Below are 25846 nucleotides of genomic sequence, written 5' to 3'. Positions count from 1 at the left end.
CCGACACCAACACCATCGCGCCACCAAGGAGACCTCCCCATGAAGACCAGCACAATCACCGGTCGGCTCGCCATCTGCGCCGTCGTCCTGATCCTCGCCCTCACCGGCTGTGCCGGCACCGGCGCGGGCCCGGCGACCCCGACACCGACGGCGGCCTCAGACACGCTGAGCGTCACGGATGCCTGGGTGAAGGCCGCAGATACCGGGATGTCCGCCGGCTTCGGTATCCTCGAAAACTCGGGCACGGAGGACGTGACCGTCGTATCGGCCGAGTCCCCGGCGGCGAGCATGCTCGAGTTGCACGAGACCGTCCCCAACGACACGGGGGACATGGTCATGCAGAGGAAGGAGGACGGATTCGTCGTGCCGGCCGGCGGTACCCTCGAACTCGCTCCCGGCGGCAATCACATCATGCTGATGGCGCTGACGGGACCGATCAAAGCCGGCGACGAGATCACAGTCATCCTGACACTCTCGGACGGTTCCACCCATGGGTTTGCCGCGGCGGCCAAGGACTACTCCGGCGCCAACGAGACGTACTCGGGCGCGAAGACCATGGACACGAAGAAGTAATGACCGCCGGCCAGCAGCCATCGACGGCTCGGGGACTCAGTAGACGGCACCTCCTCCTGGGCGGTGCCGCCGCGGGAATCGGCGCGGCCGGAGCCGTCGGCATCGATCTCGCCGGCAAAGCCGGAGCGTCGTCGTCAGCCGTTGTTGTGCCGCTCAACGGCGCGGAGACCGTGCACTTCTTCGGCCTCCACCAGGCAGGCATCGAGACACCGCCCCAGGCCCACGCCAGCCTGGTCGCGCTGAACCTGCGCGACACCGTCGACCGCGCTGCGCTCACCCGGATGATGCGCATCCTGACCGGGGACGCGGCCCGCCTCACCCAGGGCGAGGGCGCACTGGCCGACTCCGAGCCCGAACTCGCGGTCACCCCCGCGCGCCTGACCATCACCTTCGGCTTCGGACCCGGCCTGGTGTCACGCGCGGCGGGGGAGGCGCCCGGTTGGCTGCGGCCCCTGCCCGCCTTCGGCGTCGACCGGCTCGACCCGGCGTGGAGCGGCGGCGATCTCCTGATCCAGGTCGCCGCCGACGATCCGGTCACGATTGCGCACTCGACCCGGATGCTCCTCAAAGACCTGCGTTCCTTTGCCACGATCCACTGGGTTCAGACCGGGTTCCGGCGAGCATCGGGCTCCGAGAAGCCGGGAACGACGATGCGAAACCTGTTCGGCCAGGTCGATGGCACCGTGAACCCGGTCCCCGGCACGGACGATTTCGAGCGGCTGGTCTGGGCGACCGCCGACAACCCGGGCTGGCTGGCCGGAGGCACGGGCTTCGTGCTCCGCCGGATCAGCATGGACCTCGACAAATGGGACAGGCTCGACCGCGCCGGCCGCGAATCCGCTCTCGGTCGGACACTGGCCACGGGGGCGCCGCTGACCGGCACGAAGGAACAAGACGAACCGGATCTCACGGCGACGACACCGCTCGGGTTCCCGATCATTCCCGAGTACTCCCACCTGCGGCGTGCCCGGTCGGAGAACAGGGCGGAGCGGATCGTCCGGCGCGGCTACAACTACGACGAGGTGCCCGCCGGGGAGGGCGTTTCCAACTCCGGCCTCCTTTTCGTCTCGTTCCAGTCCGACGTGGACCGTCAATTCGTTCCCCTCCAGCAGCGCCTCGACACACTCGACCTGCTCAACCAGTGGACCACCCCGATCGGGTCCGCCGTGTTCGCGATCCCGCCGGGGTGTTCGCCCGGCGGTTACATCGGTGACACTCTCTTCTAGCGCCTTCGCCGCCGCGATCGGCACCAGTGTCGCCCGACTTCGTCGCCGCCGGATCGTCGGGGTCGATTGCCCGGCGCAGAGCGATGCCCCGGTCGCTGGCGGCAACCGGGGCATCGTCCTAATCGTGGGGAGCGGGCTGGGCGGCGCCTAGTCCCGGTCGTTCTTGCCGTCGTGCCGGTCGGCGCCGTGCGAGTCCGCGTCGGCCGCGGTGTGCAACTCCCAGGTCACATTGTCGCCGTGCTGCTGGGTCCAGAACGTGCGCCATTCGCCGGTCATCAGCTGCGGGATCTGGGCGCCGAGGATTCCCTCGGCCGTTGCGTCGCCGTTTGAGACGTGGATGCCCGTGATCTCGTTGTCACCGTCGTTGTAGCCGGGGCTGGTGTTGTGATCGTAGGTCGCGGAGGCGTCGCGGCCCTCGGCCAGCCAGCGCACGGCTTCCGGACCCTTCTTGCCGTTCCTGGCCAGGTCCAGCAGGTAGCCGGAGTCGAGGGCGTCGCGCTGGGTGTGCAGCAAGTCGCCGGCATCTTCCACCACGAGCAGCTTGTCCCTGGTCGCGAACTGGATGTTGTCCAGGCCCGTGTGTTCGACGTCGCCGAGGAAGACAGGGGACAGTTTGCCGGTCTGCGCGGTCGGCGAGGACTGGCTCAGGCGGAACACGCCGCCATAGGCTCCGGGGAGGGTGCTGCGCGTGTCGGTGTCCCCGGTCTCGGTGAAGTAGAACTCGCCGAACTTGGTGCCCGGGCGGAAGACGCCGTTCTCGGGGCGCTTGAACGGGGTCGCGCCGGCCGCGGCCGCCGCGGCGGTCGCGCCGTTGTCGGCGCCAGGGGTGACCGTGACCCACTTCGTATCGAACGATGCACCGTAGCTGTGCAGGTCGGTGACGAACTGGTCGGACGGGTTGTCCGCCAACTGTTCGGCCGTGACTGCGGAGCCGTCGGTGCGGCTGACCTGCAGGGCCTGCAGGGTGCCGGTGGACAGGTCGCCCGCCTTCGTCGGCGTGAACCGGTAGACGTAGCTGTTGGGCACTTTGCCGCCGGCAGACTTGGCGCCGCCGATGTCCTCGACCAGCCAGACATTGCCTGCTGAGTCATTTTGGATGCCCTCATAGCCGCCGGAACCGAGCGCCGGGAGGGGGACGATCTTGCCGTCGACCGGGTCGCCGTTGTCGTCGAGGGTGATGCCGAAGACGCCACCCTTCGGTGCCGCGGCCTCAGCGGCCAGGAGGAGCTGGTGGGTGAACGGATCCCAGGTGATGCCGTCGAAGGTGGGAACGGCGGCCCCGTCGGACCGGGTGTCGGCAATCAGGGTGACCCGCTTGGCGAGGTCCTTTTCGTCAAGGTTGACCCGGGTGACGTACCCCTGCGGTCCTCCCTCGTGACCCTGGAACAGGTAGTGCTTCCCGCCGAAGTTGAGGTAGACGTTCTTGTCCGGCTCGGTCTTGAACGCCTCTTTCGCATCCTGGGTCAGCGGACCGCCGTTGGAGGTGTTGTAGCCGTAGTGCGAGATTCCGCCGTTCGGATTGGTCAACGGCAGTTGGCCGTAGGCCACCGGGCTCTGCTCAAGGCCCGCGGCGAGAACATTGTTCTGGATGCCGAAGGCGGAGTTCGCTGCGACGCCGGCTTTGGGGGTGTCCGGGGTTGCGGTCGCAGGAAGCGTGGCTGCGGTGAGAACCGCCAGGCCGAGTCCCAGGCCCACTGCCGTGGTCACACCGATTTTCGTGTACTTCATCGTGTCCTCCTTGTGGGGGCCTGTGCCCAACCCGCAGACCAGACAAGTCGCCCGAAGTGTCCGCCTGGTGACGGGGACCTGAACAGCAGAATCAGCGCGCGGTGCCCGATCGTTCGCGGATCACGTCGATGAGGTCGTTCGCCGAGGGCACTGCGGCTGGTCCCTGGTCGGTTCGATAGACCCGGCAGGCAAGGTCGGTGACCTGCGCACGCGGCGGGAATGCATCGACTCCGTCCAGCAGAATCGTCGGCGACCCGGCAAACGGAACCTGCGCGGCCTCATCGCTGGAGGTCAGCAGGTGAAAATCGATCACGACGTCGGAGTGCCCGGTCTCGTTCAACGCGTCCCGGAGTGCGACCCCGGCAGCGGCCGAGTTCGGGCAGTCGGGGATATAGAGAATCTCGGCTTTCATACCCCCATTCTGCCCCCTGCCGTCGCAACGCTGCTGTAGCAGGCCGGTCGATCGGAGGGTCCGGGCGGGGGGAGCGGGCTCTTTCAATCCGCGCGCGGCAGCCGCTCCGCCGGTTCCGTGACGAGGGCAAGGATGGTGGCGGGAAGGAACGCGGCCGCCTGGGTTTCGTTCAGGCGTCCGGCTCGGATCTCGGCGGCCGCGCCGTGGACTATCGCGAAGTAGCACGCGGTGAGCCATTCGACGGGCTGGTCGGTGCGGAAGACCCCGGCGGCCTGGCCCCGCTCGATCAGCCGCTGCACCCGGTGCATGGATTCGTCGTGGTGGTCGCGGACGCGGTCGGTGCCCAGTTCGGCCTCTGCGGCGGCGATGATCCCGCGGGAGTCGTCGACGATCCGCCAGGAGGAGGTGACGAGCAGCTCCAGTGCCTCGCGGGGATCTCCGTTCAGGTCCAGTGGGGCGAGCCGGGCTTCGGCGCGGTGCATGGTCTGGGCGGCGGCGGCCTCGATGAGTTCCGTGCGAGATGAGAAGTGGCCGTAAAGAGTCACTCGCCCGACTCCGGCGGATTGGGCGATCTCTGCCATGCTCGCCCGCGGGTTCGCCGCCAGACAGGACAGGGCCGCGTCGAGGATCGCCGCGCGATTTCGCTGGGAGTCGGCTCGGGGGGGGCGATCTGCCGTTGCTGTGGTCATGACATCACTCTATCTCAAACAGATATGTTGGGGTTATAGTATCTCGTACATTAATGTTTGATTTAGGAGGACTCATGTCGCATCCATCGTTTGTGCAGCGCATCCACCCGCAAACCCAGGCGGCGCCAGGGCGGGGGCGCTGGCTTGCCCTGCTGCTGCTCTGTGCGGCCCAGTTCATGCTCATCCTCGACATCACCGTCATCAATATCGCGTTGCCGCAGATTGCGGGGGAACTGGGCCTCGACAGCGGCTCCGCCAGTTGGGCGATCACCGCCTATGTCATTCCCTTCGGTGGTCTCCTGCTGTTCGGAGGCAGGCTATCTGATCTCCTGGGCTCCCGGCGCGTCTTCCTGGTCGGTCTGATTCTCTTCACCGTCTCGTCACTCCTCGCGGGTTTCGCCGGTTCTGTGGCGGCCCTCCTGCTCGCGCGAGCAGGTCAGGGCATCGGCGCGGCGTTGCTTTCTCCCTCCGCCCTGGCCACCGTGACCAGGAGATTCGCCGGGGCGGAGCGTCACCGCGCGCTGGCCATCTGGGGCGCCGTCGGGGCCGTCGGCGCGGCCGCCGGCGTCCTCGTGGGCGGTCTCCTCACCGACGGGCCGGGCTGGCGCTGGATCTTCTTCATCAACATCCCCGTCGGTGTTGTCGTGGCCATTGTGCTTCCCCTCGTCGTTCCGGCCGTGACGGTTCTCCGCTCCGATCGGCGGATGGACCTGGTCGGCGCGGTCCTCGTGACGCTGGGCGTGGGCAGCCTGATCTACGGAATCACCAGCATCGGCGACACGCGGCAGCCAGTGGGCGGGATTGCCCTGATCATCGCGGCAGTGGTGCTGTTCGCGCTGTTCATCGTGCGCGAACGCACAGTTGCTGATCCGCTGCTTGATCTCGAAATCCTGGCCCGGCGCCCGGTGCGGGCGGGGATCGTGGTCATGCTCGCCGCGAGCGCGCTGCTCGTCGGCAGCTTCTTCCTGTTGTCCTTCATTCTCCAAAACCACCATGGATGGTCGCCGCTGGTGTCCGGGCTGGCCTTCCTTCCGGTCGCCCTGGCCACCCTCGCCGGGGCCCACCGGTCTGGGCGACTGGTCTCCCATGCCGGCGGCCGAGCGGTTGCGACGAGCGCCTTCGTGTTCGCCGCGATCGGCACGGGGATGGCGGCGCTCACCGTGGACGTGGTCCCGCTCCTGATCACCGGCGTCAGCGTCGCGGCCGTGGGTCTGGGAGCATCCTTCGTCGCTGCCACGACGACCGCGATGTCGCAGGCGCAGCCGGACGAGCTGGGGATCACCTCTGCGGTGATCAACACTTTCCACGAACTCGGCGCCGCACTCGGTGTCGCAACCCTGTCCGTCGTCGCCGCGAGCAGTCTCGCCTCACCGCGGACCGTCGACGGGTTCGTGGCGGCCTTTGTGACCGCGGGAGTCGCCGCGGCCGCGGCCGCCCTGGCATCGCTGCTGCTTGTGCCGGCCGGGAAGCCGGCCACCGATACTCCCCGGTTCATGCACTGAGCCGGTTGACACGCTTACGGCGTAGCGGTATTTTACTTACAACATAAGTTTATCAGGAGATGGAGATTACGATGACCGCAATCCGACAGGCCGCCGGCGAGATCGACGGGAAAGCACACCCCGTGACAGTGGACTTCAGGGGCTGGCCGCCCCGCATGGCGAGCCTGGTCGCGGGAATCGCCCTGGCGCTGATGGCGGTGCTGGCGGGCTTGGGCAACTTCGGCGCCATAGTTCCTCTTGTGACCCCGGGGGACGCGGAACGAACAGCCCGGGACATCGCCGAGTCGGCGCCGCTGTTCCTCGCCGGCATCGCAAGCTTGTTCGTCGTGACGATTCTCGACGTCATCGTGGCCGGTGCGCTGTACGCGCTGTTCCGGCCGGTGAACCCGGTCGTGTCGGCGGTGGCCGCCTGGGCGCGGGTGGTCTTCGCCGCCGTCTTCATGGTGGCCATCGGTCGGCTCGTGACCGCGTACACGCTCCTGGACCACCCGGTCGCTGCGCTCAACTCGATCGACGCGTTCACCACCATCTGGGTGACCGGCCTCGGCCTCTTCGGTATTCACCTGCTCCTGGTGGGCTACCTGGCCTACCGGTCGGGGTTCATGGCGCGGATCTTCGGCATCCTGCTCTCTGTGGCCGGAACGGGCTATCTGGCGGATGCTGTCGGTACCCTGCTCGTCGACGGCTTCACCGCCGTCTTCGGCCAGTTCCTCTTCGTGGGCGAGGTGGCGCTGATCTTCTGGCTGTTGATCAGGGGCCGCCGGCTTCCCGCGCGTGCGGAATAATCCCTTGAGGTCGGAGTCCGCGGGTGTTCTCCAGGGGGGCAGGCGCGGGCGATGACCTCGGCCCCGGTGCCGCCGCAGCGGGTATGGCTCAGTGCATCTGCTGGTGGGATGGCGTCAGGGTGATCGAATTCGCGGTCACTCCGACGAGACCGAGGTGCACCTTGAGCAGCGATGGCGGCAACTCGTCGCCCGGGGGAGGGGTGGCCGCGCCGAGCGTGAACGCAGCGCCGTCGAGCAGGGTTCCGGTGACGGAGTCCAGGTAGACCTTCACGTTGCCGCGCAGCTCCATCCGCCCGGAATTCGTGACCAGGGACGGGCCGGTCGCCTTCCGCACGTCGAGAAGGAAGTCGTCGATGACGATGTCGTCGGCCTCGAGCTTGAGTACCGGGGTGCGGCTGCCGTCGGCGAGCGGAACGGTAACGACGCTCACGGCGGTGATCCCGGAGAAGGAGATCGACGATCCTCCGAGCTGGGCGGCCGGCAGGGTGAACGTGGGAGCGCCGGCATCCGCCACGGCCGGCGCGGCCGGTGCCGCGGGGCCGGGCGGCGCCGTGCCCTGAACCGTGCCGAGGCCTCCGGGCAGGTCGCTGAGCGGACTCGGCACCGGGGCTGGTGGCGGTGCCGGGGGAGCGGGGGAACTGCACTCCATGAGCGGAGGAAGGCAGAATCCGGATGATGCGGGAGCCCGCGCCGCCCCGATCCCGGACAGCGAGACGAGGAAGACGACGGCGAGCAGCCCGGTGCCAGGCGCGCGGGTGCGGCCCGTACCGGCGGTCACCGGCGGCGCCGCACGAGCGGGGGCGGCTCCGCCGGCGAGTGCCCGGCGTCGGCGTCGGACGCCGGCGTTTCGGCGCCCGGCTGGCGCGGTGCACGCGGTCTCGGCAGCCACGCCACCGTCAGTACCCCGCCGATGGCGCCGAGGAGCATGCCGATGAAGAACCCGCCGAGGTTGACGCCGATCAGGGAGTAGACCGACACCGACAGTGCGATCACACCGTAGAAGATGCGGTGCACTGGCATCGTCACCGCGAGGATGCCGAGCAGCACGAGCAGGAGCGGGATGATTGTCGCCTGCAGGCCCTCGATTCCGACCTGCACGTGGATCTTGCCCACGTCGAGCTGGCCGGAGAAGAACATCTCCACACCCGCCAGCGAGGTGAGCACGCCGCCCGCGAACGGCCTGCCGCGGCGCCAGGCTCGGAAGGCCGCCCACGGCGAGGTCGTCACGCGCTCGGCCACGTCCGGACGGGCAATCCTGGTCAGAAGCATCCCTTGGACCCGTCCGTGAGCTCAAGATGCATGCCCGTGAGGGTGAACACCGAGGCCTGGGTGCTCCAGGCGGTCTGTTGCAGGCCCGCGATCTTGATGGTGTCCGCATCCTGGGCGAAATCGCCCGCCGAGCCCTTGGGCGCGGTATTGACCGTCGACGCGTCCACGCCGATGCGGATGTTACCGAAGGTCGAGTCTCCCTTGAGGTCGGTCATGCCGATCTGCAGGTCGGTCGCGGTCGCCGGCTTGCCGCCGCCGCCCGCCGTGATGAGCATGCCGACCTTGCCGAGCGGGGTGTCGGTCACCACGGACTGGCACAGGTCGGCCAGGCTCGCGGAGGTGATGTTGGCGATGGCCACCTGGTGCGGATCGCCGGCCGTGTCGTCGGTGACCCCGGCGTACTGCGAGAAGCCGGTGCCGTCGAGTTGCGAGGCGCTGATCTGGAACTGGCTGCCGGACACCGCGAATGACACGGGCACCGCGCCCTGGGCGACCCCCGCCAGCAGCAGGGTGGACGCGACCGCCACGGGAACCGCGGCCAGTACGATCCGGCCGGGATACGAGCCGGTGAGCTGGGAAATGGTCATAGATCCTCCTTGATCCAGGCCAGGGTGGCCGCCTCGTCGTTATTGACGAAGATGCTAATAAGAGTTGCATGGATCAGGGTGATCTGTCACGCGAATGGGGGTAATTGCCCTTCATCGGGGCCGGGGCGTGCGCGGAAACCGACACGGCGGCACGGGCTCGCGCGGCCGTGGCACCGACCCCCCGGGCCGGTAGGCTCGACTCATGCAAGCGGATCGACGCACCCGGCTCAGCCCCGAACAACGGCGCGCCCAGCTCGTGTCGATCGGAGTGGCCTCGCTCGCCGATCACCCCCTGGAATCGCTCACGATGGAGTATCTGTCCGCCGAGGCGGGAGTGTCGCGCGGGTTGCTCTTCCACTACTTCGTCTCGAAGAAGGGGATGCACCGAGAGGTCGTGCGCACCGCCAGGGACAGCATGCTCCGTGCGACGAAGCCGTCCGCCGACCTCCCGCCCGACGACCGGCTGCGGGATACCCTCGAGCGGATCGTGCGTTTCGTGCGCGATCACCGGGGAACGTTCTACTCCCTCGTTCGCGGCGTCGCGAGCGGTGACACGGAGGTGCGGGACGTCGTCGACCAGGCCCGAGCCCTGCAGGGGCAGCGGGTCATCGACGTCCTGCTGGAACTCGGCTTCCCGGATTCCGACATGCTCCGCATCGCCATGCGCTCCTGGGTCGCCTTCGTCGAGGAGATCCTCATCGAGAGCGCGCTCAATACCGAGATGCCCTCGGCTGAGATCGTGTCGTTCCTGGAGCGCAGCGCGAAGGCGATCGCCGCGTCCGTCGCCCCGGCCGGCTAGCCAGCGTCCCGTCCGGCCCCGACCTGTCACCCCCGTTAAACAGACGGACGCTCCACCCGCAGGTGAAGCGTCCGCCGAACGGGGTCAGTCGCGGCGCGGCTGGCGCGGTGGGCGCTCGGCGCGTCCCTCCCGACGGACGGGTCCGCCACCATCGGCGCGGATCTCGATCAGCTTGCCGCTGATGCGGGTGTTCTCCAGGCGGCCCAGCACATCGCCGGGCATGTCGGCGGGCAGCTCGACGAGCGAGTACTCCGGGTTGATCTGGATGTGACCGAAGTCCTCGCGGCTCAGGCCACCCTCGTTGGCGAGGGCGCCGACGATCTGGCGGGGCTCCACCTTGTGGCGCTTGCCGACCTCGATGCGGTACGAGGCCATCGCCCGGTTGTTGTCGCGCGGGCGTCGTTCCACTCGCTCGACGCGCTCTCCGCGTTCGCCGCGGTCGTCACGGCGGTCGCCGCGACCGGCGTCGGCGCGGGCACGCTCAGCACGGTCGCCGCGGTCGGCGCGCTCGGGCCGCTGTGCGCGGGCATCCGCCTGGGTGAGCAGCAGGGGAGTCTCGCCCTGGGCGACGACCGCCAGGGCTGCCGCGACATCCGCTTCGGGAACATCGTGGTGCTCGACGTAGTGACCGATGATGTCGCGGAACGCGCTGATCCGTTCGGCCTGGCCGAGGGCCTCGGTGATGGCGTCGTCGAACCGCGCCAGGCGGGTGACGTTGACGTCCTCGAAGCTCGGCAGCTGCATTTGCGTGAGCGGCTGACGGGTCGCCCGCTCGATCGCGTTGAGCAGGTGACGCTCGCGCGGCGTGACGAAGCTGATCGCGGCGCCGCTGCGCCCGGCGCGGCCGGTGCGGCCGATCCGGTGCACGTACGACTCGGTGTCGATCGGGATGTCGTAGTTGACAACGTGGCTGATGCGGTCGACGTCGAGGCCGCGCGCGGCGACATCCGTTGCGACCAGGATGTCCAGCTTGCCCGACTTGAGCTGGTTGACCGTGCGCTCGCGCTGCACCTGGGCCACGTCGCCGTTGATGGCCGCGGCGGAGTAGCCGCGCGCACGCAGCTTTTCGGCGAGCAGCTCGGTCTCGTTCTTGGTGCGGGTGAAGACGATCATGCCCTCGAAGTTCTCGACCTCGAGGATGCGGGTGAGCGCGTCGACCTTCTGCGGGTACGACACCATCAGGTACCGCTGCGTGGTGTTCGCGGAGGTCGTGGTCTTGTTCTTGATCGTGATCTCTTCGGGGTCGTTCAGGTACTTCTTCGAGATCCGCCGGATCTGCGCCGGCATGGTCGCCGAGAACAGGGCGACCTGCTTGTCGGTGGGGGTGTCGGCGAGGATCGTCTCGACGTCTTCGGCGAAGCCCATCTTGAGCATCTCGTCGGCCTCGTCGAGCACCAGGTACTTCAGCTGGGACAGGTCGAGCGTGCCCTTTTCGAGGTGGTCCATGATGCGGCCGGGCGTGCCGACGACGATGTGCACGCCTCGGCGCAGCGCGGAGAGCTGAACGCCATAGCCCTGTCCGCCGTAGACGGGCAGCACGTGCACGCCGCGCATGTGGGCGGCGTACTTCTCGAATGCCTCGCACACCTGCAGGGCGAGTTCACGGGTCGGCGAGAGCACGAGCGCCTGGGGGGTTTTCTGGGCCAGGTCGAGGCGGGACAGGATCGGCAGCGCGAAGGCGGCCGTCTTGCCGGTTCCGGTCTGGGCGAGGCCGACCACGTCGCGGCCGGCGAGGAGCGGGGGGATGGTGGCGGCCTGGATGGCCGAGGGGGTTTCGTATCCGACGTCTTTGAGTGCCTTGAGCATTGCATCATTGAGCCCGAGGTCGGAGAAAGTCTTCGCTTCGGGGGCAGTGTCTGCCTCACGCGGCGTGGTGGTATCAGGGGGCGTCATACTACCAACGGTATCGCGTCCGGGTGGTCGCCCGGTGACCGCTTCCGGGCAATCGACCTGATTTATCCGCCGGGGGCCTTCCCGGAGACGCAAGGTCAGTACTACAGTTCCGGTATTCGCCTGAACCGCCCGAGGAACCCAGACCCGAAGGAGTGTCATGGTCAAGTCGTCCGCCATCCGTGCTGCATTGACGATGGTGTCAGTCGCCGCGTTGATCCTCGCCACAACATCCGTCGCTTCAGCGCAACCCGTCGAAGACGGTGCGGTGTCGAGCGCCGACGGCGCCCGCGACGCCAGCCAGCACGGCGGTACGGCCGGCCATCTGCCCGCCACCCAGTCAAACGTGGACCTTATCTCCAAGCTGAAGATGAAGAACGCCGTCCCGGAGAAGATCGCCGATGTCGGCGTCTTCAAGGATTACGCCTACCTCGCAGCGTGGGGTGCCGTGACATGCACCTATAACGGCGTGCACGTCGTCGACATCAAGGACCCGGCGAAACCGAAGGAGGTCGCCTTCATCCAGGCCAAGGAGGGCAGCTACCCGGGGGAGGGTATCCAGGCGCTGAGGATCGACACACCCGCCTTCACGGGCGACGTGCTGGTCAGCAATAACGAGAAGTGCAAGGACAAAGTAGGTTTCGGCGGCATGAACCTCTATGACGTTACGAACCCGGCCCACCCCACGCCGCTCGCCGAGGGCGTCGGCGATTCCACAGTGAACGGCCAGGGCAAGAAAGCCGCGAACGAGACCCACAGCGTGTTCGCGTGGGATGCCGGCGACAAGGCCTACGCGGTTATCGTTGACAACGAAGAGGGCACCGACGTCGACATCATGGACATCACCAACCCGAAGAAGCCCTTCCTCACTGCAGAGTACGACTTGGCCAAAACCTTTCCGCAGATCCTGCAGAGCGCACCGGCGAACCTGACCGAGGTGTTCCTGCACGATCTGGTGGTGAAGCAGATTGCCGGCAAACAGGTCATGCTCCTGTCTTACTGGGACGCCGGCTATGTCTCCGTCGACATGACCGATGTGCAGAAACCGATCTATCTGGGCGATACGGACTTCACGAATCCCGATCCGCAGCTCAAGGAGGCCGCCGGCCTGATCGAAAAACCGGAGGGCAACGGCCACCAGGGCGAGTTCACGCTCGACAACAGGTACGTCATTGGCGCCGACGAGGACTTCGCACCCAACGGCGCCGAGGGCAGCACGGATGATACGGCGACGGCGTTCCAGATCTCGCAGGGCAGCAATACGCCTCAGTTGCAGGGCGGCGAGTCGCTGACCGGGGACGCCGTCTACGCGGGCCGGGCCTGTGCCGGTGATCCGCTCGTGATACCGGCGCCGAACACCGCCAGCGGCAGGCAAGTCGCGGTCGTCACCCGCGGTCTCTGCACGTTCACGGAGAAGGTGGCCAGCGTGGAAGCGGCCGGCGGCTATGAGGGCATCGTCATTGTCAACCGGGAGGGTTCCGACGGATGCGGCGCGTTCGGTATGAGCGTCGACGGCTCCATCCCCACTTTCTCGGTCGACCGCAAGACCGGATTCGGCTTCTTCGATAGGGCGGCCTTGTACGACAACGCGGCCTGTCTTGCGGGTGCAGGCAGCCTCATTCCAGGCGTGAGCCTGGGCGATATCGGAGACGTCGTCTCGGTCCGCGCGTTCTTCGACGGCTGGGGCTACGTCCACCTCTTCGACAACTCGACGGGGAAGATGGCCGAGCTGGACACGTATGCCATCCCCGAGGCAGAAGACCCGGCCTTCGCGCAGGGGTTCGGCGATCTTTCGGTGCACGAGGTGGCCACGTCCAAGCAGCGGGCTGATCTGGCGTACTTTTCCTACTATTCCGGGGGTTTCCGCGTGGCGAAGATCGTCGACAACAAACTCGTCGAGACCGGCCGCTTCATTGACCAGGGAGGCAACAACATCTGGGGTGTCCAAGTGTTCGAGAGCAATGGCATCGAATATGTTGCCGCGAGCGACCGGGACTCGGGGCTCTACATCTTCCGGTACACCGGCGGCTGAGTCGGGCGATCGCCTGCTTTCCGCATACAGCGCGATCACCGGCGACGGGAGGGACCGGTTCGCGGGAGAATGGGTCCATGGCGAACACTGAGCAGCAGCCCTGGGTGAAGAACTACCAGCCGGGCGTCCCGGCCGAGATCGAATTGCCCACGGAATCGCTGGTGGCGATGTTCGAGCGGTCGGTGGCGGAGGCCGGCGATCATCCGGCGCTGGAGTTCTTCGGTCGCCGCACCAGCTACACCGAACTCGGCGACCAGGTCGACCGTGCCGCGGAGGGGCTCCGGCACCTGGGCGTGCGGTCAGGGGACCGGGTCGCCCTCATCCTGCCGAACTGCCCCCAGCACGTCGTGGCGTTCTACGCGGTGCTGCGGCTGGGCGCGGTCGTGGTCGAGCACAACCCGCTCTACACGTCCCGGGAGCTCCGGCACCAGTTCGAGGACCACCAGGCCCGCGTCGTGATCGCCTGGGACAAGGTGGCGGCATCGGTTCGCGCGTTCCCGGCCGATATCGAGATCGACCATGTGGTCTCGGTCAACCTGCTCAGCGCGTTCCCCGCGGTCAAACGGCTCGCCCTGTACCTGCCGGTGAAGAGCCTGCGGGAGTCCCGTGAGGCGCTCACCGGCGCCGCGCCGGGAACGACGCCGTGGAAGGACCTGCTGGCGCACGGGCACCTCGACCGGGAGCATCCGCGCCCCTCCGTCGACGACCTCGCGGCGATCCAGTACACCTCGGGCACCACCGGCCGGCCCAAGGGTGCCAAGCTCACCCATTTCAACCTGTATGCGAACGCCCTGCAGGGGGAGGCGTGGATGCACGGGGCCGAGTACCGCAAGGAGATCTTCTACGCGATCCTGCCGATGTTCCACGCGTTCGGCATGACGCTGTACCTGACCTACGGCATCCGCAAGCAGGGCCTGCTCGTGCTGTTCCCCAAGTTCGACCCCGATCTCATCCTCGACGCCATGAAGAAGTCGCCCGCGACGGTGTACTGCGCGGTGCCGCCGATCTATGAGCGCACCGCGCTCGCCGCGAAGGAGCGCGGAATCTCGCTGCGCTCCTGCAAGTACTGCATCTCGGGCGCGATGAACCTGCCGGAGCATGTCGTCGAGTTGTGGGAATCGGTCTCAGGCGGGCTGCTCGTCGAGGGTTACGGCATGACCGAATCCTCCCCGGTGGCGCTGGGCAATCCGTTCCATCCCAGCCGCCGCCCCGGCACGATCGGCGTTCCCTTCCCCTCGACCCGGATGAAGGTCGTCGACCTCGACGACCCGACCGCCCTGGTGCCGCAGGGCCAGCCTGGGGAGCTGCTGCTGCAGGGGCCGCAGGTGTTCCAGGGCTACTGGAACAACCCGGAGGAGACCGCGAAGACGCTTCTGCCGGGCGGTTGGCTACGCACCGGCGACATCGTCGCCGTCGACGAAGACGGCTTCACCACGATTGTGGACCGGGCCAAGGAACTTGTCATCACCGGCGGGTTCAACGTGTCGCCCTCCGAGGTCGAGGCCGTGCTGCGCCTGCACGCGGATGTCGTCGACGCCGCCGTCTTCGGCAAGCCGCTGGAGCGGGGCGGGGAGATGGTCGTCGCAGCCGTCGAGTTGAAGCCGGGGACGACGCTGGACGAGGAGGCGCAGCGGGCCCACTGCCGCGAGCACCTCGCGGCGTACAAGATCCCGCGGAGGATCGTGCAGATCGAGGACATGCCGCGGTCGATGCTCGGCAAGATCCTGCGCAAACAGGTGCGCGAACAGGTGCTTCCGCTGCTCTGACGGCACCGGCGACGTCGGTCGGCATCGCACAGGAGGATGATCGGGAGGGACCGGCCCAGGCGCCTCAGCCCGCGTGCTCGCTCCCTGCCCGGTCGCCCCCTGCCTGCTCGCGGGCCAGCAGCGCGGCGCGCCGAAGCCACTCATCGCCGTCATTCACCCAGCGGTCCAGCACGGTCTGCGCCCGGGTCCGGCCGGGCGGGTCCAGCAGCGCGAGCAACGGTCCGACCACGCCGTCGCCGAGCAGATCGACCAGGACCGGCAGTCGCGCGGCCCGCACGAAGCCTTCGATCCGGGTCAGGTCCGAGTTCTGCAGCATCCGCACTCGCGACTGAAGCAGCACGATCGCCGCGAGACGGCGCTCGAACACCGGCACCGCCCACAGCTCCGAACTCAACGCGGTGATCTCGTCGTGGGTAAGTCCGGGGTAGCGGCGGAGAGCGTCGCGAATCGTTCCCCGCACCGCGCCGACCGATGCGCCGTAGAATCGCAGTTCGCTGCGCAGCCTGGCCTGCTCGGCGCCGGCCCGGTGGGGGTCGCCCTCGCGCTGCAGGGTCGCGTCCACGAACTCGGCGGCGTCACTCATCCGTTCATTCTCTCAACCTGGCGTGACGCGGTGGGCGTCGCAGCTTCGGCACAGCCGGTCGTGCCAGCATGGGGGAGGCTCTGTTGCCACGAACCGAAGGAAGCCCCGATGACGATCATCAAAATCAACGCGATCACCGTTCCCGAAGACGGCGGTGACGAGCTTGCCCGCCGATTCGCCGCGCGGGCCGGCGCCGTCGACGATCGCCCCGGCTTCGAGGGCTTCGAACTGCTGAAGCCCACCGACGATCGCAAGACCTGGCTCGTCGTGACCCGCTGGGCGGATGACGATTCGTTCCAGGCCTGGCTGAATTCGCCGGCGTTCGGCCACGGGCACCGCAGTGAGACGCCCAAGGACGGCGAGCCTGCCCCCCGCCCCGTCGGGGTCGGCAGCGAATTGTGGTCCTACGAGATCGCCGGCGGCTCGCTCGGCTGATCGGGGTCAGCCCCTGACCGGCGCTACTTCGTTGCGGCGACGAACGCCTTCGCCGCGGAGATCGCTGCCGTTCCCATGGCGCTGGTGCCGTCGCCGTAGTCCATATCGCCATCAGGTTGACGGCGGAGAGCTTCACCTCGGCGGCGGCGAATTCCAAGATGGTGCGCAGGCCCGTCGGCACCAGCCCGGTGGACATGACCGGCAGGGCACCGCTACGACCGGATGACCAGCACCGGGCACGGGGCATGGTGGATCAGCTGGCTCGAGACCGAGCCGAGGAGCAGCCCGCTGAACCCGCCGAGCCCGCGCGACCCGACGATGAGCAGGTCGGCGCCGTCGGCGGCGTCAAGCAGAACCGATGCCGGGGGCCCCTGGACGATGGTGCCGGTGACGGCCACCCCGTCGGAAGGGACGGCGTCCAGCGCGACGGCCTGGATCCGCTCGGCGCCGCACTCTGACCGGTCGTCGATGAACTCACCGTCGACGTCCGCGGTGCGCGGCGGGTAGGACCAGGACGTGATCAGGCGCACCCGGCCGTGGCGGACGCGCGCCTCGTCGACGGCCCAGCGCAGGGCGGAAATCGACTCGGGGGAACCATCGACGCCGACCACGATCAGGAAGGAGCGTTCGTAGTCCATCGGTCTGTCCTTTCAGTCCGGCCGGTGCCGGCCGTGCCAGTGTGTGACTGTTCGCGCGGGCGGTCAAGGGCGACCGTGCGCGATTCCCTGCCGCCACCCGGTGCCACCCGCACCGGCGTAGCCTCGAGTCATGAAGCATGTGTTCGCGTTCGGCCTGGTCTCCGCGCAGTTCGTGCTGCTCGCCGCGCTGGCCCTCCTCCCGCACGGGGCGCTGTGGCCCGTCAACCCGGGTGTCCTGGTCGCGGCGATCGTGCTCTGCGTGGGCGGCGTGAGCCTCGCGGTGCTCGGCGTGGTCGGCCTGGGGCCGGCGCTGACGGCCAGCCCGATCCCGCGGGAGCACGCCCCGCTGGTCACCACCGGCGTGTACGGCCTCGTGCGCAGCCCGATCTACACCGGGCTGATGACCGGCGGGCTGGGGCTCGCCCTCTTCGGCGCTTCGGCCTGGCATCTTGCCACGTGGCTTGCGCTGGTGCTGCTGCTGGCCGGCAAGGCCCGGTGGGAGGAACGGATGCTCCTGGCCGAGCATCCGGACTACGCCGGCTATGGGGCGCGGGTGGGCCGCTTCCTGCCAGGCGTCGGCCGGCTTCGCCGGTCCGCCTGACCCGGTAGGCGCTCACCGCCGGTTCCGGGAGCGCCGGTCCTTCGTGCGGAATCTGATTTCAGGGGCCGGGTAACGATTCGGGGGCGGATCCCGTTGCCCCAAGCATGACGATTCCGCTTTCCATTCTCGACCTCGCCCCCATCGCCCCCGGGCAGACCGCGAGGGAGAGCTTCGCGGCCAGCGTCGCGCTCGCCCAGGCCGCCGAAAGGCACGGCTACAGCCGGGTCTGGTACGCCGAGCACCACAATATGCCGACGATCGCCTCGTCGGCAACGAGCATCCTGATCGGCCACGTCGCCGCGCACACCTCCACGATCCGGCTGGGCGCCGGCGGCGTCATGCTCCCCAATCACTCGCCGCTTTCGATCGCCGAACAGTTCGGCACCCTCGCGGAGCTCTACCCCGGCCGGATCGACCTCGGGCTCGGCCGCGCGCCCGGCAGCGACCAGACCACCGCGCGGGCCATGCGCCGCGACCCGAGGGCATCCGACCAGTTCCCGCAGGACGTGGTCGAACTGCAGGCCTACCTGCGCGACGAGTCTGTCGTCCCCGGAGTGCGGGCCGTGCCCGGCGCCGGCACCGACGTGCCCCTCTACATCCTCGGGTCCTCGCTCTTCGGAGCCCAGCTCGCGGCCAGGCTCGGCCTGCCCTACGCGTTCGCGTCGCACTTCGCGCCCGACTCCCTCTTCGAAGCGGTCGCCACCTACCGGCGCGACTTCGTCCCGTCGCGCCAGCTTTCCGCCCCGCACGTGATCGTCGGCGTGAACGTGATCGCCGCCGACGACCAGGCGGATGCGACGCTCCAGTTCGAGACGACCCGGCGCGCCAGGGTGCGCGGCATGATCGCCCGCGGTCCGGCCGCACCCGACTACACCGACGCGCAGATCGACGCGTTCCTCACCACGAACGAGGGACGCCAGATCGCGAACATGATGCGGTACTCCGCCATCGGCACGCCCGACGTGGTGCGGGACTTCCTCGAGGACTTCGCCGCGGCCACCCAGGCCGACGAGCTCATCATCGCGCATGCCTCCCGCGACGTCGCCGACCGGTTGCGCTCCGTGGAGTTGACGGCCGGTGCCATGAATGCGGTGACGGTCTAGTCTCGAAGCCATGACCCCGGATGCCCTCGTCGACTTCTGCCTGAGCCTGCCCCAGGCTGTGGAGACGTTCCCGTTCGGGGAGGAGACGAGCGTGTTCAAGACCAGCGGCAACGGCAAGATCTTCGCCCTCTCCGCTCTGGCGGGGGAACCGCTGACGGTGTCGCTCAAGTGCGACCCGGAGGAGAGTCGTGCCCTGCGGGAGGAATTCGCCGGGCAGATCACCCCGGGCTACCACCTGAACAAGAAGCACTGGATCACGATCGTGCTCGACGGTCAGGTCGAGGACGCCCTGGTCGAGCAGCTGCTCAGGGACAGCCACTCGCTCGTGCGGCCGAGGGTGCCGCGGGCCAGGGCGCAGTGACGGCGTCGCTCAGCAGCCGGCGTTGGTGGCGTTCTGGTCCAGTTGCAGCACCACGACGATGTTCTTCACCGTGGCCGAGTTCGGATCGTAGCCGACGGGTCGATAGCAGCTGACCAGGACCAGGCGGTTCGGGATCGCATTCGTCAGTTCGTCGTTGCTCTTGTACTCCGCCTTGTCGAGGGTGAGCGTTTTCTGGGCCTGGTAGCACAGGGTGCCGTTTGCCGTGTCGACCGCTGCCAGGTCCCCGGCGTTCATCTCCTTGAGGCCGTTGAAGACCGCCGCATCGACCCAGGAATGCCCGTAGAGATAGACCGTGTTGGCCGAGTCCGTTCCGGCCAGTCCGCCCGCAATGGTGGTGTCCCACGAAATGGTCGACAGGTCGAGGGGATCGAAGCCGTCCCGATCGTCGATCATCTGCTGGGTGTACTCCGTCACCGCGCCATCGAGCGAGATGGCAGGGACCCGGAGGTGCAGCGGCGCGGAGGCCGCGATGACGGCGTTCGCGACCGGATCCGTGGTCGGAGCCGCCGAGGACGGCGCCGTGGTCTCGGCCGGAGCGGGAGTGCGGCGGAGGGATGCCGGCGGGCCGGCATCCGAACCACCGGCGACACCGACCGCGATCAGGCCTCCGGCGATCGCGCAGAGCAGGGCGGCGGCCCCTACCAGCAGCCTCCTGCTAGCGACGGGCGTCAGCCTTGCGGGTGGCGGCGGACGCGGCCAGCAGGCCGGCGGCCAACAGGATGAGGACACCGGCGCCCAGGAACGCCGTTCCGCCGAGGTTGCCGGCGTCGTGGCCCGCGGCCAGGCCGAACCCGTCGGTCTTGGAATCGTGCAGGACGTTCTTCACGGGGATCGGGGTCGTGCTCCCGGCGGCCGTGGTGATGTTGTTCGTCAGCGCCACGCTGCAGGTGACGAGGGACCCGCCGCCGTTGGCGGAGTCGTTGCACTGGTTGACCGTCACGGGCAGCAGCGCGCTCACCGTGGACGGTCCCACGGTGCAGGTGACCCGGTCGGGGGCGCCGCCGCCGTTGACAGAGTAGTTGCACTGCGTGATCGTGGCGCCTGATACGGAGGCGGGGTTGGGGTCGCAGTTGAGGGTCGGCGCAGTGCCACCGCCGGTGCCGGCGTAGTTGCACTGGTTGACCGTTGCACCGGTCGTGCCCGAGTTCGCGGGTGCACCGATGATGTTGTTGACGACGGTCACCTTGCAGGTCAGGGTGGAACCGCCGCCGTTCACGGAGCCGTTGCACTGGTCGACCGACTTGGTGAGCAGGTTGTACGAGGTGGTCACGGCGTCGCCGCAGATCGCGGCCTGGTTTGGTCCAGAGCAGACCTTGGTGGTGGCCGTCGAGGTTTCCGTGCCGGTCGTCAGATTCAGCGTGTTGACGATGTCGATGGTGCAGTCGAGTTCCCGGCCGCCGCCGCCCAGTTCGCCGTTGCACTGGGTCAGGTCCTGCGTCGCGGCGAACGCGTTGGCGCCGGGAGGTCCGAAGGTCAGGGCCAGGACGGCGATGGCCAGCGACGCCGTCAGGGCCAGGGTTCGCACGAGCGAAGACCGGAAACGCGGGGTGCCTGCTGTCACAGGGGAAGACGAAGCTGTCAGCACAGCACTCCTTAGATAGGATCCGACCCTAACACGGGGGTCAGCGCAGGTTCCTATCGGCGCGCGGGTTCCTGTCGGTCTGGAGCCCGGCCCAGGAGACGAGCGTCCAGCCGTCCTGGGCAGACCCGGTCAACTCGACCATGCCCGCGTTGACAAGTTCGGTCGTCCCCGCGAAGACCGAGGTCACATTGCGGGCGCGGGCCGCGGTCCAGACCCGGATGGCCGCGCCGTGGCTGAAAACGACCACCGCCTCTGCGCCGGCGGTGGCCGCTTCGATGTCGGCGTCGAAGCGGGCGAAGAAGGCATGGCCGTCGGGGCCGCCCGGCATCGCGGCGCCGAGGTCGCCCGCACCCCAGGTGAAGACTGTCTCCAGGTAGGAGCGAACGGATGCCCGGTCGCTCCGCCCTTCGAGGGAACCGGCCTCGATCTCGTGCAGGCCGGGGGAGACCCGGATCTCGAGGCGCCGGTCCTCCGCCAGCGGCCGGGCGGTGAGTTGGGTGCGCACCAGCGTCGACGCGAAGATGGCGTCGATCGGCTCATGGCGGAGGGCATCCGGGAGCACCGCGGCCTGGCGGCTGCCGAGCTCGGTCAGGCCCGGTCCGGGGTGGGCGGTATCGAGCTGGCCGAGGACATTGCCGGGAGTCTGGCCGTGGCGGATCAGGAAGAGTCGCATGGTCGCTTCAGCTTAGGCGCGGGCAGCTTCGGATCCGCCGGGGAACCGGGTCAGGGCCGGGGCCTGCGGGCCCCGGCCGGGGGAAGGTCGTCGTGGGCGACGGAGCTGAGCAGCAGGCTCGTCTCGCTGTTGACGACGCCCTCGATGGAGCGCACCTGGCCGAGCAGCCGGTCGAAGTCGGCCAGGCTCTCGGTGCGCAGTTCGGCGACCAGGTCCCAGCCGCCGTTCGTGGAATGCAGCGCTTCCACCTCGGGGAAGCCGCGCAGGGAATGGATCACCCGGTCGGTCGCGCGGCCCTCCACCTCGATCAGCGTGATCGCGCGGATCGCATCCGGGTCGCGGTCCTCGCGGATTCGCACGCCGAAGCCGACAATCGTCCCCGAGTCGGTCAGGCGTTTGAGCCGGCTGTTGATCGTCGACCGGGTCACCCCGAGTTCGCGGGCCAGGCTCGCCACGGGTTCACGCCCGTTCACCCGCAGCGCGGCCAGGAGTCGTCGGTCGAGGTCGTCGAGAGGAGACATGAGGCGAAGTGTACGCCCGAACCGAACAGATTGACCATTTCCCTGGTCGGATCGGCGCGCAAAGCGAATGGCGGGCACATATCGGTCCCTCCTACTGTGGGAACCTGATCGAGAGGAGCCGCACATGGTGCGTTTTGTAGACGTGGGAAACATCAACCGCTGGGCCGCCGAGACCGGGGTCGAGCGCATCCTCACCGACATGGTGGAGTACATCGAGCGTGACTTCCGGCGCTGGCCCTCCTTCGACAAGGCACCCCGGGTGGCCAGCCACTCGCCGCTCGGCGTGATCGAGCTGATGCCCACCAGCGACGGCGAAACCTACGGCTTCAAGTACGTCAACGGCCACCCTTCGAACCCGTCGCGCGGCCTGCAGACCGTCACGGCCTTCGGCGTGCTCGCCGATGTGCAGAGCGGCTACCCCACCTTCTGGTCCGAGATGACCGTACTCACCGCGCTGCGCACGGCCGCGACCTCGGCCATGGTCGCCCGGGCGCTGGCCCGTCCCGCCTCGCACACCATGGCGATGCTCGGCACCGGCACCCAGTCCGAATTCCAGGCCCTGGCCTTCCGCGGGGTGCTCGGTCTCAACCGGCTCCAGGTCTGGGACACCGACCCGGCGGCTCTGGACAAGTTCCTGCGCAACCTGGCCCCGCTGGGCTTCGAGATCGTCGTCGCGACGAGCGCGGCGGATGCCGTTTTCGGCGCCGACATCATCACCACCTGCACCGCGGACAAGGCCAACGCCACCGTGCTCACCGACGAGATGGTCGAGCCCGGCGTGCACATCAACGCGATCGGCGGCGACTGCCCCGGCAAGACCGAGCTCGACGCCGCCATCCTGCTCCGCGGCGACGTGTTCGTTGAGTTCACGGCGCAGACCCGGATCGAGGGGGAGATCCAGCAGATGGATCCCGACTTCCCGGTCACCGAGATCTGGCAGGTGCTCGCCGGCCAGGCCGTCGGGCGTCGGGACGACCGCCAGATCACCGTCTTCGATTCGGTCGGCTTCGCCATCGAGGATTTCTCCGCGCTCCGTTTTCTGCAGGATGCCGTCGACCACACCACCTTCTACACGGACATCGATCTCGTCGCCGATCCTGACGACCCCAAGGACCTGTTCGGCCTGGTCACCGCGGGCTCGCCCGCGCTCGTCTGACCGATGTCGGTCCAGGCCCCGTCGGCCGTTCTCCTGATCAGGCCCCGGTTCTTCACGCCCAATCCGGAGACGGCCCTCGACAACGTCTTCCAGACCCACGCCGTCGGCGAGGACGCGGACGCCGTCGCTGCCGCCGCATACGCGGAGGTGTCCGAGGCGGCCGCCATGCTGGAGGCCCACGGGGTCACGGTGCACCTCTTCGACGACGACGGTCCCGGCCGTCCCGACAGTGTCTTCCCCAACAACTGGATCTCGACCCACGCCGGGGGACACGTGGCGCTGTACCCTATGCATACGCCGAACCGGCGCACGGAGCGCCGCGGCGACATCGTCGAGATGCTCAAGCACAGCTACCGGGTGCAGGACGTCGTCGACTATTCGGGGCTGGAACTCGACGACGTCTTCCTTGAGGGCACCGGGGCGATGGTGCTCGACCACGGCGCCCGGATCGCCTATGTGGCCCGCTCGAGGAGGGCGGATCCGATCGCGCTCGAACGGTTCTGCACCAACTTCGGCTACGAGCCGATGGCCTTCGACGCCGTCGACGAGACGGGCACCGCGATCTACCACACCAACGTCATGATGTGCGTCGCCACCGACTTCGCCCTCGTCGGGCTGCGCCTGATCACGTCGGCCGCCCGTCGCGCCCAGGTCGTCGAGCGCCTCTCCGCGCAGGACCGTGAGGTGATCGACCTCGACCCGGAGCAGATCCGCAATTTCGCCGGCAACGCGATCGAGCTGCACGGGAAGACCGGCCGGATCCTGGCACTGTCCGAGCGCGCGCTGGCCAATCTGACGAAACCGCAACGGCGGATCATCGAACGCAGCTGCGAGATCGTCCCGCTCTCCGTGCCCACCATCGAGCTTGCGGGCGGGTCCGTGCGGTGCATGGTCGCCGGCATCCACCTGGACCGTCGTTCCGTGCTCCTCAGTCCGGCCGCCGCCGGCTGAGCCGGCACGGTAGCGGCTAGACGCGCCCGTCCGGGTGGATGCTCCGGGTCTCAGCGCGACGGTTGCGTCCAGGTAGCCAGTCGGTGGGATGCACCTTCGGGAGGATCTTCGCGACCGCCAAGGAGGCGAACATGACCGTATTGATCGCTACGAATGCCGCGAGGATGGCGAACTCCTGCGAGTGAAGCACCGCCGAAGGGAAGAGGATTCCGGCCGGAACCAGGTAGGGAAGAGAGACGGCCATCATGAGTTCATTCCACCTTCTGCAATGCGTCGTTCGGCGCGGAGCGGACGACGTGGCCCCAATCGGCCTGCCGGCCCAGCGCGATATCGACAATCCCCTTCACATAGACGAGGTCGAGGAACACGTCGAAGAGCAGTTCTGGAAAGAGCGCGAGCGCCAGCAGGCGTGCGCGCGGCCCTCCCGCCCACACTGACACGACACGTTCGGCGGTGAAGACGAGGCCGATGCCCAGCCAGAACGGGAACCACACCCACGAATCGATTGCGAGGAGCGTCACGAGCAGGAGCAGGACGAAGGCGCTCAGCGCGATAACGCTGTAGCCCAGGCCCAACTGCTGCGCCCAGTAGCGGAATGTCGGCGGCGAGACGCCGTAGGCTCCGATGTTCTCCAATGCCCCCCGCTGCCAGCGGAGGCGCTGCACCCACAGGCTCTGAATGGTCGGCATCACCTCGGTGACGACGGAGCATTCCGAAGGGGAGATCATGAGGGCACCGAGCGATTTCAGGGCGATGGTCAGTTCGTTGTCCTCGGTGAGGGCGGCGGTATCGTAGACATCTCCGTGGGCGCCGGGGATCGTGTCACCACGGCAGCTCGCCACGGTGCGCAAGGCGACGGGCCGGAACAGCGAGGCCGTGCCGGTGAGGACGAAGACGTGGCCCCTGCGGCGTCGGATCTCTCGGGAGTACCTGATGTACTCGTTGCGCTGGAATTGGCCCAGCATCCCGGAACCTTCCTCGCCATAGAAAAGTCCGCCGATCGCCATGAGGGCTCGGTCGCTGGTGAATCGAGCGACGGCGGCCGCCAGGAATCCGTCGTCGAGACTCGTGTCCGCATCGAGCACCATGACCAGATCGTTGTCGCCCTGGCCAGGCAGCAGCTGCTTCAGGACCTGATTGAGTGCGCCGGCCTTCTTGGCCGTGTTCCCGAGCGACTCGAAGATCTCCACCCCGAGGGCCCGGGCAATCTCGACGGTCCCGTCGGTACAGTTGTCGGCCACGACGACTACCCGGTCCGGCCTGTGCGATTGGGCAAGCAGCGATGAGAGCGTCCCGAAGATGGAGGCCTCTTCGTTGTGTGCAGGCACCAGGACGGTCACGGTCACCTCGCCGGCATAGATGCCGCGCGTCCTGGCCATCACGATTCCGGCTGATAGCGGGGTGGTGCGATTGTTCAAGGAGCGACGGGCCTTGCTCGAGGTTCGCCTCTCGAGCATGGCGATTCCCGCGGCAAGGAGTAAGGCCAGGGCGACGGCACCCAGGATCACCCTGGGCGCCGGCGCGGCGAGGTCGTAGAGCACTCGCCAGATGCCGAGGAGGAAGCCCTGGGAGGGTAATGCGCCCGGGGCGGGCTTGCCCGCTGCTACGACGAGCCAGAGGAGAACCGCAGCGCCCCCGGCCACGGCGGCAATCACGATGCCGACACCTCGATCGAATGACTTGGTTCCCATTGTGAGAGATTATCAGAGCGGCGCGGCCTGCCCGCGCATGCCGCGCGCAAGGCAGGGGAAGCGCGTTGCCATGACATTGCCAGCAACAAGTGAGGTTTCGTCCAGAAACATATTGCAGACTGGGAACTTCGCCCGCGCGCACTCTGCCCGCGGTTGCCGGACAAGAATCGCTCCGCACCTGCCTGATGACGCGCGGGGGCCCGGGCGATTCGTGTTGCAAAGGGATTGCCTATTTCTTCCTCGTTTGATTCCCCCACGTCCACCAGCACCTC

General features: G+C 68.0%; 29 protein-coding genes. 14 read left to right on the top strand and 15 right to left on the bottom strand.

What is annotated here, in order from left to right; genetic code table 11:
• Positions 1 to 39 precede the first annotated feature (39 nt).
• The 3 genes from E3O48_RS01265 to E3O48_RS17490 are packed head-to-tail and all read left to right on the top strand — an operon-like array spanning position 40 to position 1950.
• On the top strand, positions 40 to 573 hold the full coding sequence (locus tag E3O48_RS01265; protein WP_134537034.1) for a copper chaperone PCu(A)C: 534 nt from the start codon (positions 40 to 42) through the stop codon (positions 571 to 573).
• Positions 573 to 1799: a Dyp-type peroxidase gene (locus E3O48_RS01260; protein WP_134537033.1), complete on the top strand. Its 1227-nt coding sequence runs from the start codon at positions 573 to 575 to the stop codon at positions 1797 to 1799. The genes E3O48_RS01265 and E3O48_RS01260 overlap by 1 nt, the downstream gene beginning before the upstream one ends.
• Positions 1783 to 1950: a hypothetical protein gene (locus E3O48_RS17490; protein WP_166788577.1), complete on the top strand. Its 168-nt coding sequence runs from the start codon at positions 1783 to 1785 to the stop codon at positions 1948 to 1950. Before E3O48_RS01260 ends, E3O48_RS17490 begins: the two co-directional genes overlap by 17 nt.
• On the opposite strand, the gene E3O48_RS01255 is transcribed toward E3O48_RS17490, so the two are convergent.
• From E3O48_RS01255 to E3O48_RS01245, 3 genes are all read right to left on the bottom strand, one after another.
• Positions 1947 to 3527 carry an alkaline phosphatase PhoX gene (locus E3O48_RS01255; RefSeq protein ID WP_134537032.1) on the bottom strand — a complete coding sequence of 527 codons (1581 nt, stop codon included), beginning with the start codon at positions 3525 to 3527 and terminating at the stop codon, positions 1947 to 1949. The two genes, E3O48_RS17490 and E3O48_RS01255, sit on opposite strands and share 4 nt — an antisense overlap.
• Before the next feature lie 91 nt (positions 3528 to 3618).
• The gene (locus E3O48_RS01250; RefSeq protein WP_134537031.1) at positions 3619 to 3939 is read right to left on the bottom strand and encodes a thioredoxin family protein; all 321 of its coding nucleotides are present in this window, start codon (positions 3937 to 3939) and stop codon (positions 3619 to 3621) included.
• A gap of 83 nt (positions 3940 to 4022) precedes the next feature.
• On the bottom strand, positions 4023 to 4628 hold the full coding sequence (locus E3O48_RS01245) for a TetR/AcrR family transcriptional regulator (protein ID WP_134537030.1): 606 nt from the start codon (positions 4626 to 4628) through the stop codon (positions 4023 to 4025).
• A gap of 74 nt (positions 4629 to 4702) precedes the next feature.
• On the opposite strand from E3O48_RS01245, the gene E3O48_RS01240 reads away from it, so the two are divergent.
• Positions 4703 to 6130: a DHA2 family efflux MFS transporter permease subunit gene (locus E3O48_RS01240; protein ID WP_134537029.1), complete on the top strand. Its 1428-nt coding sequence runs from the start codon at positions 4703 to 4705 to the stop codon at positions 6128 to 6130.
• A gap of 71 nt (positions 6131 to 6201) precedes the next feature.
• Positions 6202 to 6915, top strand: a complete 714-nt coding sequence (locus tag E3O48_RS01235) for a DUF4386 domain-containing protein (protein ID WP_134537028.1) — start codon at positions 6202 to 6204, stop codon at positions 6913 to 6915.
• Between the two features lie 88 nt (positions 6916 to 7003).
• Here E3O48_RS01235 and E3O48_RS01230 read toward each other — a convergent pair whose 3' ends face one another.
• From E3O48_RS01230 to E3O48_RS01220, 3 genes are read right to left on the bottom strand one after another with little or no spacing between them, the layout of a single operon-like run.
• Entirely contained in the window at positions 7004 to 7693 is a 690-nt protein-coding gene (locus tag E3O48_RS01230; protein WP_134537027.1) for a hypothetical protein, read from the bottom strand.
• Positions 7690 to 8184: a DUF6114 domain-containing protein gene (locus E3O48_RS01225; protein ID WP_241982349.1), complete on the bottom strand. Its 495-nt coding sequence runs from the start codon at positions 8182 to 8184 to the stop codon at positions 7690 to 7692. The genes E3O48_RS01230 and E3O48_RS01225 overlap by 4 nt, the downstream gene beginning before the upstream one ends.
• Positions 8175 to 8771 carry a DUF6230 family protein gene (locus tag E3O48_RS01220; RefSeq protein ID WP_134537026.1) on the bottom strand — a complete coding sequence of 199 codons (597 nt, stop codon included), beginning with the start codon at positions 8769 to 8771 and terminating at the stop codon, positions 8175 to 8177. The genes E3O48_RS01225 and E3O48_RS01220 overlap by 10 nt, the downstream gene beginning before the upstream one ends.
• 202 nt (positions 8772 to 8973) lie before the next feature.
• On the opposite strand from E3O48_RS01220, the gene E3O48_RS01215 reads away from it, so the two are divergent.
• Positions 8974 to 9570: a TetR/AcrR family transcriptional regulator gene (locus tag E3O48_RS01215; RefSeq protein WP_134537025.1), complete on the top strand. Its 597-nt coding sequence runs from the start codon at positions 8974 to 8976 to the stop codon at positions 9568 to 9570.
• An 84-nt stretch (positions 9571 to 9654) separates the two neighbouring features.
• On the opposite strand, the gene E3O48_RS01210 is transcribed toward E3O48_RS01215, so the two are convergent.
• Positions 9655 to 11463, bottom strand: a complete 1809-nt coding sequence (locus E3O48_RS01210; protein ID WP_134537024.1) for a DEAD/DEAH box helicase — start codon at positions 11461 to 11463, stop codon at positions 9655 to 9657.
• A 157-nt stretch (positions 11464 to 11620) separates the two neighbouring features.
• Between E3O48_RS01210 and E3O48_RS01205 the strand changes: the two genes are divergently transcribed.
• Positions 11621 to 13492 (top strand): PA domain-containing protein, encoded by a 1872-nt coding sequence (locus tag E3O48_RS01205; protein ID WP_134537023.1) that lies wholly within the window; start codon positions 11621 to 11623, stop codon positions 13490 to 13492.
• A gap of 77 nt (positions 13493 to 13569) precedes the next feature.
• The gene (locus tag E3O48_RS01200) at positions 13570 to 15258 is read left to right on the top strand and encodes a long-chain-fatty-acid--CoA ligase (protein ID WP_134537022.1); all 1689 of its coding nucleotides are present in this window, start codon (positions 13570 to 13572) and stop codon (positions 15256 to 15258) included.
• A 64-nt stretch (positions 15259 to 15322) separates the two neighbouring features.
• Here E3O48_RS01200 and E3O48_RS01195 read toward each other — a convergent pair whose 3' ends face one another.
• Positions 15323 to 15841, bottom strand: a complete 519-nt coding sequence (locus E3O48_RS01195) for a DNA alkylation repair protein (RefSeq protein WP_134537021.1) — start codon at positions 15839 to 15841, stop codon at positions 15323 to 15325.
• A 108-nt stretch (positions 15842 to 15949) separates the two neighbouring features.
• On the opposite strand from E3O48_RS01195, the gene E3O48_RS01190 reads away from it, so the two are divergent.
• Positions 15950 to 16276, top strand: coding sequence for an antibiotic biosynthesis monooxygenase (locus E3O48_RS01190; RefSeq protein ID WP_134537020.1), 327 nt, complete (start codon positions 15950 to 15952; stop codon positions 16274 to 16276).
• Positions 16277 to 16488: 212 nt separating this feature from the next.
• On the opposite strand, the gene E3O48_RS01185 is transcribed toward E3O48_RS01190, so the two are convergent.
• On the bottom strand, positions 16489 to 16914 hold the full coding sequence (locus tag E3O48_RS01185) for a universal stress protein (RefSeq protein WP_134537019.1): 426 nt from the start codon (positions 16912 to 16914) through the stop codon (positions 16489 to 16491).
• A gap of 130 nt (positions 16915 to 17044) precedes the next feature.
• Between E3O48_RS01185 and E3O48_RS01180 the strand changes: the two genes are divergently transcribed.
• The 3 genes from E3O48_RS01180 (at position 17045) to E3O48_RS01170 (ending at position 18979) form a co-directional block, all read left to right on the top strand.
• Positions 17045 to 17515 carry an isoprenylcysteine carboxylmethyltransferase family protein gene (locus E3O48_RS01180; RefSeq protein ID WP_134537018.1) on the top strand — a complete coding sequence of 157 codons (471 nt, stop codon included), beginning with the start codon at positions 17045 to 17047 and terminating at the stop codon, positions 17513 to 17515.
• 104 nt (positions 17516 to 17619) lie between these two features.
• Positions 17620 to 18618 carry an LLM class flavin-dependent oxidoreductase gene (locus E3O48_RS01175; protein WP_134507274.1) on the top strand — a complete coding sequence of 333 codons (999 nt, stop codon included), beginning with the start codon at positions 17620 to 17622 and terminating at the stop codon, positions 18616 to 18618.
• Between the two features lie 10 nt (positions 18619 to 18628).
• Positions 18629 to 18979, top strand: coding sequence for an MmcQ/YjbR family DNA-binding protein (locus E3O48_RS01170; RefSeq protein WP_134537017.1), 351 nt, complete (start codon positions 18629 to 18631; stop codon positions 18977 to 18979).
• Between the two features lie 9 nt (positions 18980 to 18988).
• On the opposite strand, the gene E3O48_RS01165 is transcribed toward E3O48_RS01170, so the two are convergent.
• The 4 genes from E3O48_RS01165 to E3O48_RS01155 all read right to left on the bottom strand — a co-directional run bounded on the left by E3O48_RS01165 (position 18989) and on the right by E3O48_RS01155 (position 21776).
• Entirely contained in the window at positions 18989 to 19729 is a 741-nt protein-coding gene (locus tag E3O48_RS01165) for a class F sortase (RefSeq protein WP_166788576.1), read from the bottom strand.
• Complete coding sequence (locus E3O48_RS17485; RefSeq protein WP_166788575.1) at positions 19656 to 20561, bottom strand: hypothetical protein; 906 nt, start codon at positions 20559 to 20561, stop codon at positions 19656 to 19658. The genes E3O48_RS01165 and E3O48_RS17485 overlap by 74 nt, the downstream gene beginning before the upstream one ends.
• A gap of 61 nt (positions 20562 to 20622) precedes the next feature.
• Positions 20623 to 21255, bottom strand: a complete 633-nt coding sequence (locus tag E3O48_RS01160; protein ID WP_134537015.1) for a histidine phosphatase family protein — start codon at positions 21253 to 21255, stop codon at positions 20623 to 20625.
• 50 nt (positions 21256 to 21305) lie between these two features.
• The gene (locus E3O48_RS01155; protein WP_134537014.1) at positions 21306 to 21776 is read right to left on the bottom strand and encodes an Lrp/AsnC family transcriptional regulator; all 471 of its coding nucleotides are present in this window, start codon (positions 21774 to 21776) and stop codon (positions 21306 to 21308) included.
• Positions 21777 to 21900: 124 nt separating this feature from the next.
• Here E3O48_RS01155 and E3O48_RS01150 point away from each other — a divergent pair, with 124 nt between their 5' ends.
• Together E3O48_RS01150 and ctlX are read left to right on the top strand one after the other, a co-directional pair.
• A complete protein-coding gene (locus tag E3O48_RS01150) occupies positions 21901 to 22932 on the top strand; it encodes an ornithine cyclodeaminase (RefSeq protein ID WP_134507268.1) in 1032 nt (343 codons plus the stop codon).
• Between the two features lie 3 nt (positions 22933 to 22935).
• Positions 22936 to 23883, top strand: coding sequence for a citrulline utilization hydrolase CtlX (gene ctlX, locus E3O48_RS01145; RefSeq protein WP_134537013.1), 948 nt, complete (start codon positions 22936 to 22938; stop codon positions 23881 to 23883).
• Positions 23884 to 23899: 16 nt separating this feature from the next.
• Here the strand turns inward: ctlX and E3O48_RS01140 are convergent, their stop codons facing one another.
• Both E3O48_RS01140 and E3O48_RS01135 read right to left on the bottom strand, forming a co-directional pair.
• A complete protein-coding gene (locus E3O48_RS01140) occupies positions 23900 to 24130 on the bottom strand; it encodes a hypothetical protein (protein ID WP_198413000.1) in 231 nt (76 codons plus the stop codon).
• Between the two features lie 4 nt (positions 24131 to 24134).
• Positions 24135 to 25424: a glycosyltransferase gene (locus E3O48_RS01135; RefSeq protein WP_241982348.1), complete on the bottom strand. Its 1290-nt coding sequence runs from the start codon at positions 25422 to 25424 to the stop codon at positions 24135 to 24137.
• Positions 25425 to 25846: the final 422 nt, after the last annotated feature.

It is taken from the genome of Cryobacterium sp. HLT2-28 (assembly GCF_004402495.1).
Taxonomy (GTDB): domain Bacteria; phylum Actinomycetota; class Actinomycetes; order Actinomycetales; family Microbacteriaceae; genus Cryobacterium; species Cryobacterium mannosilyticum.
The sequence above is the reverse complement of the archived record's forward strand: the minus strand, read 5'-3'. Positions and strand labels throughout refer to the sequence as shown.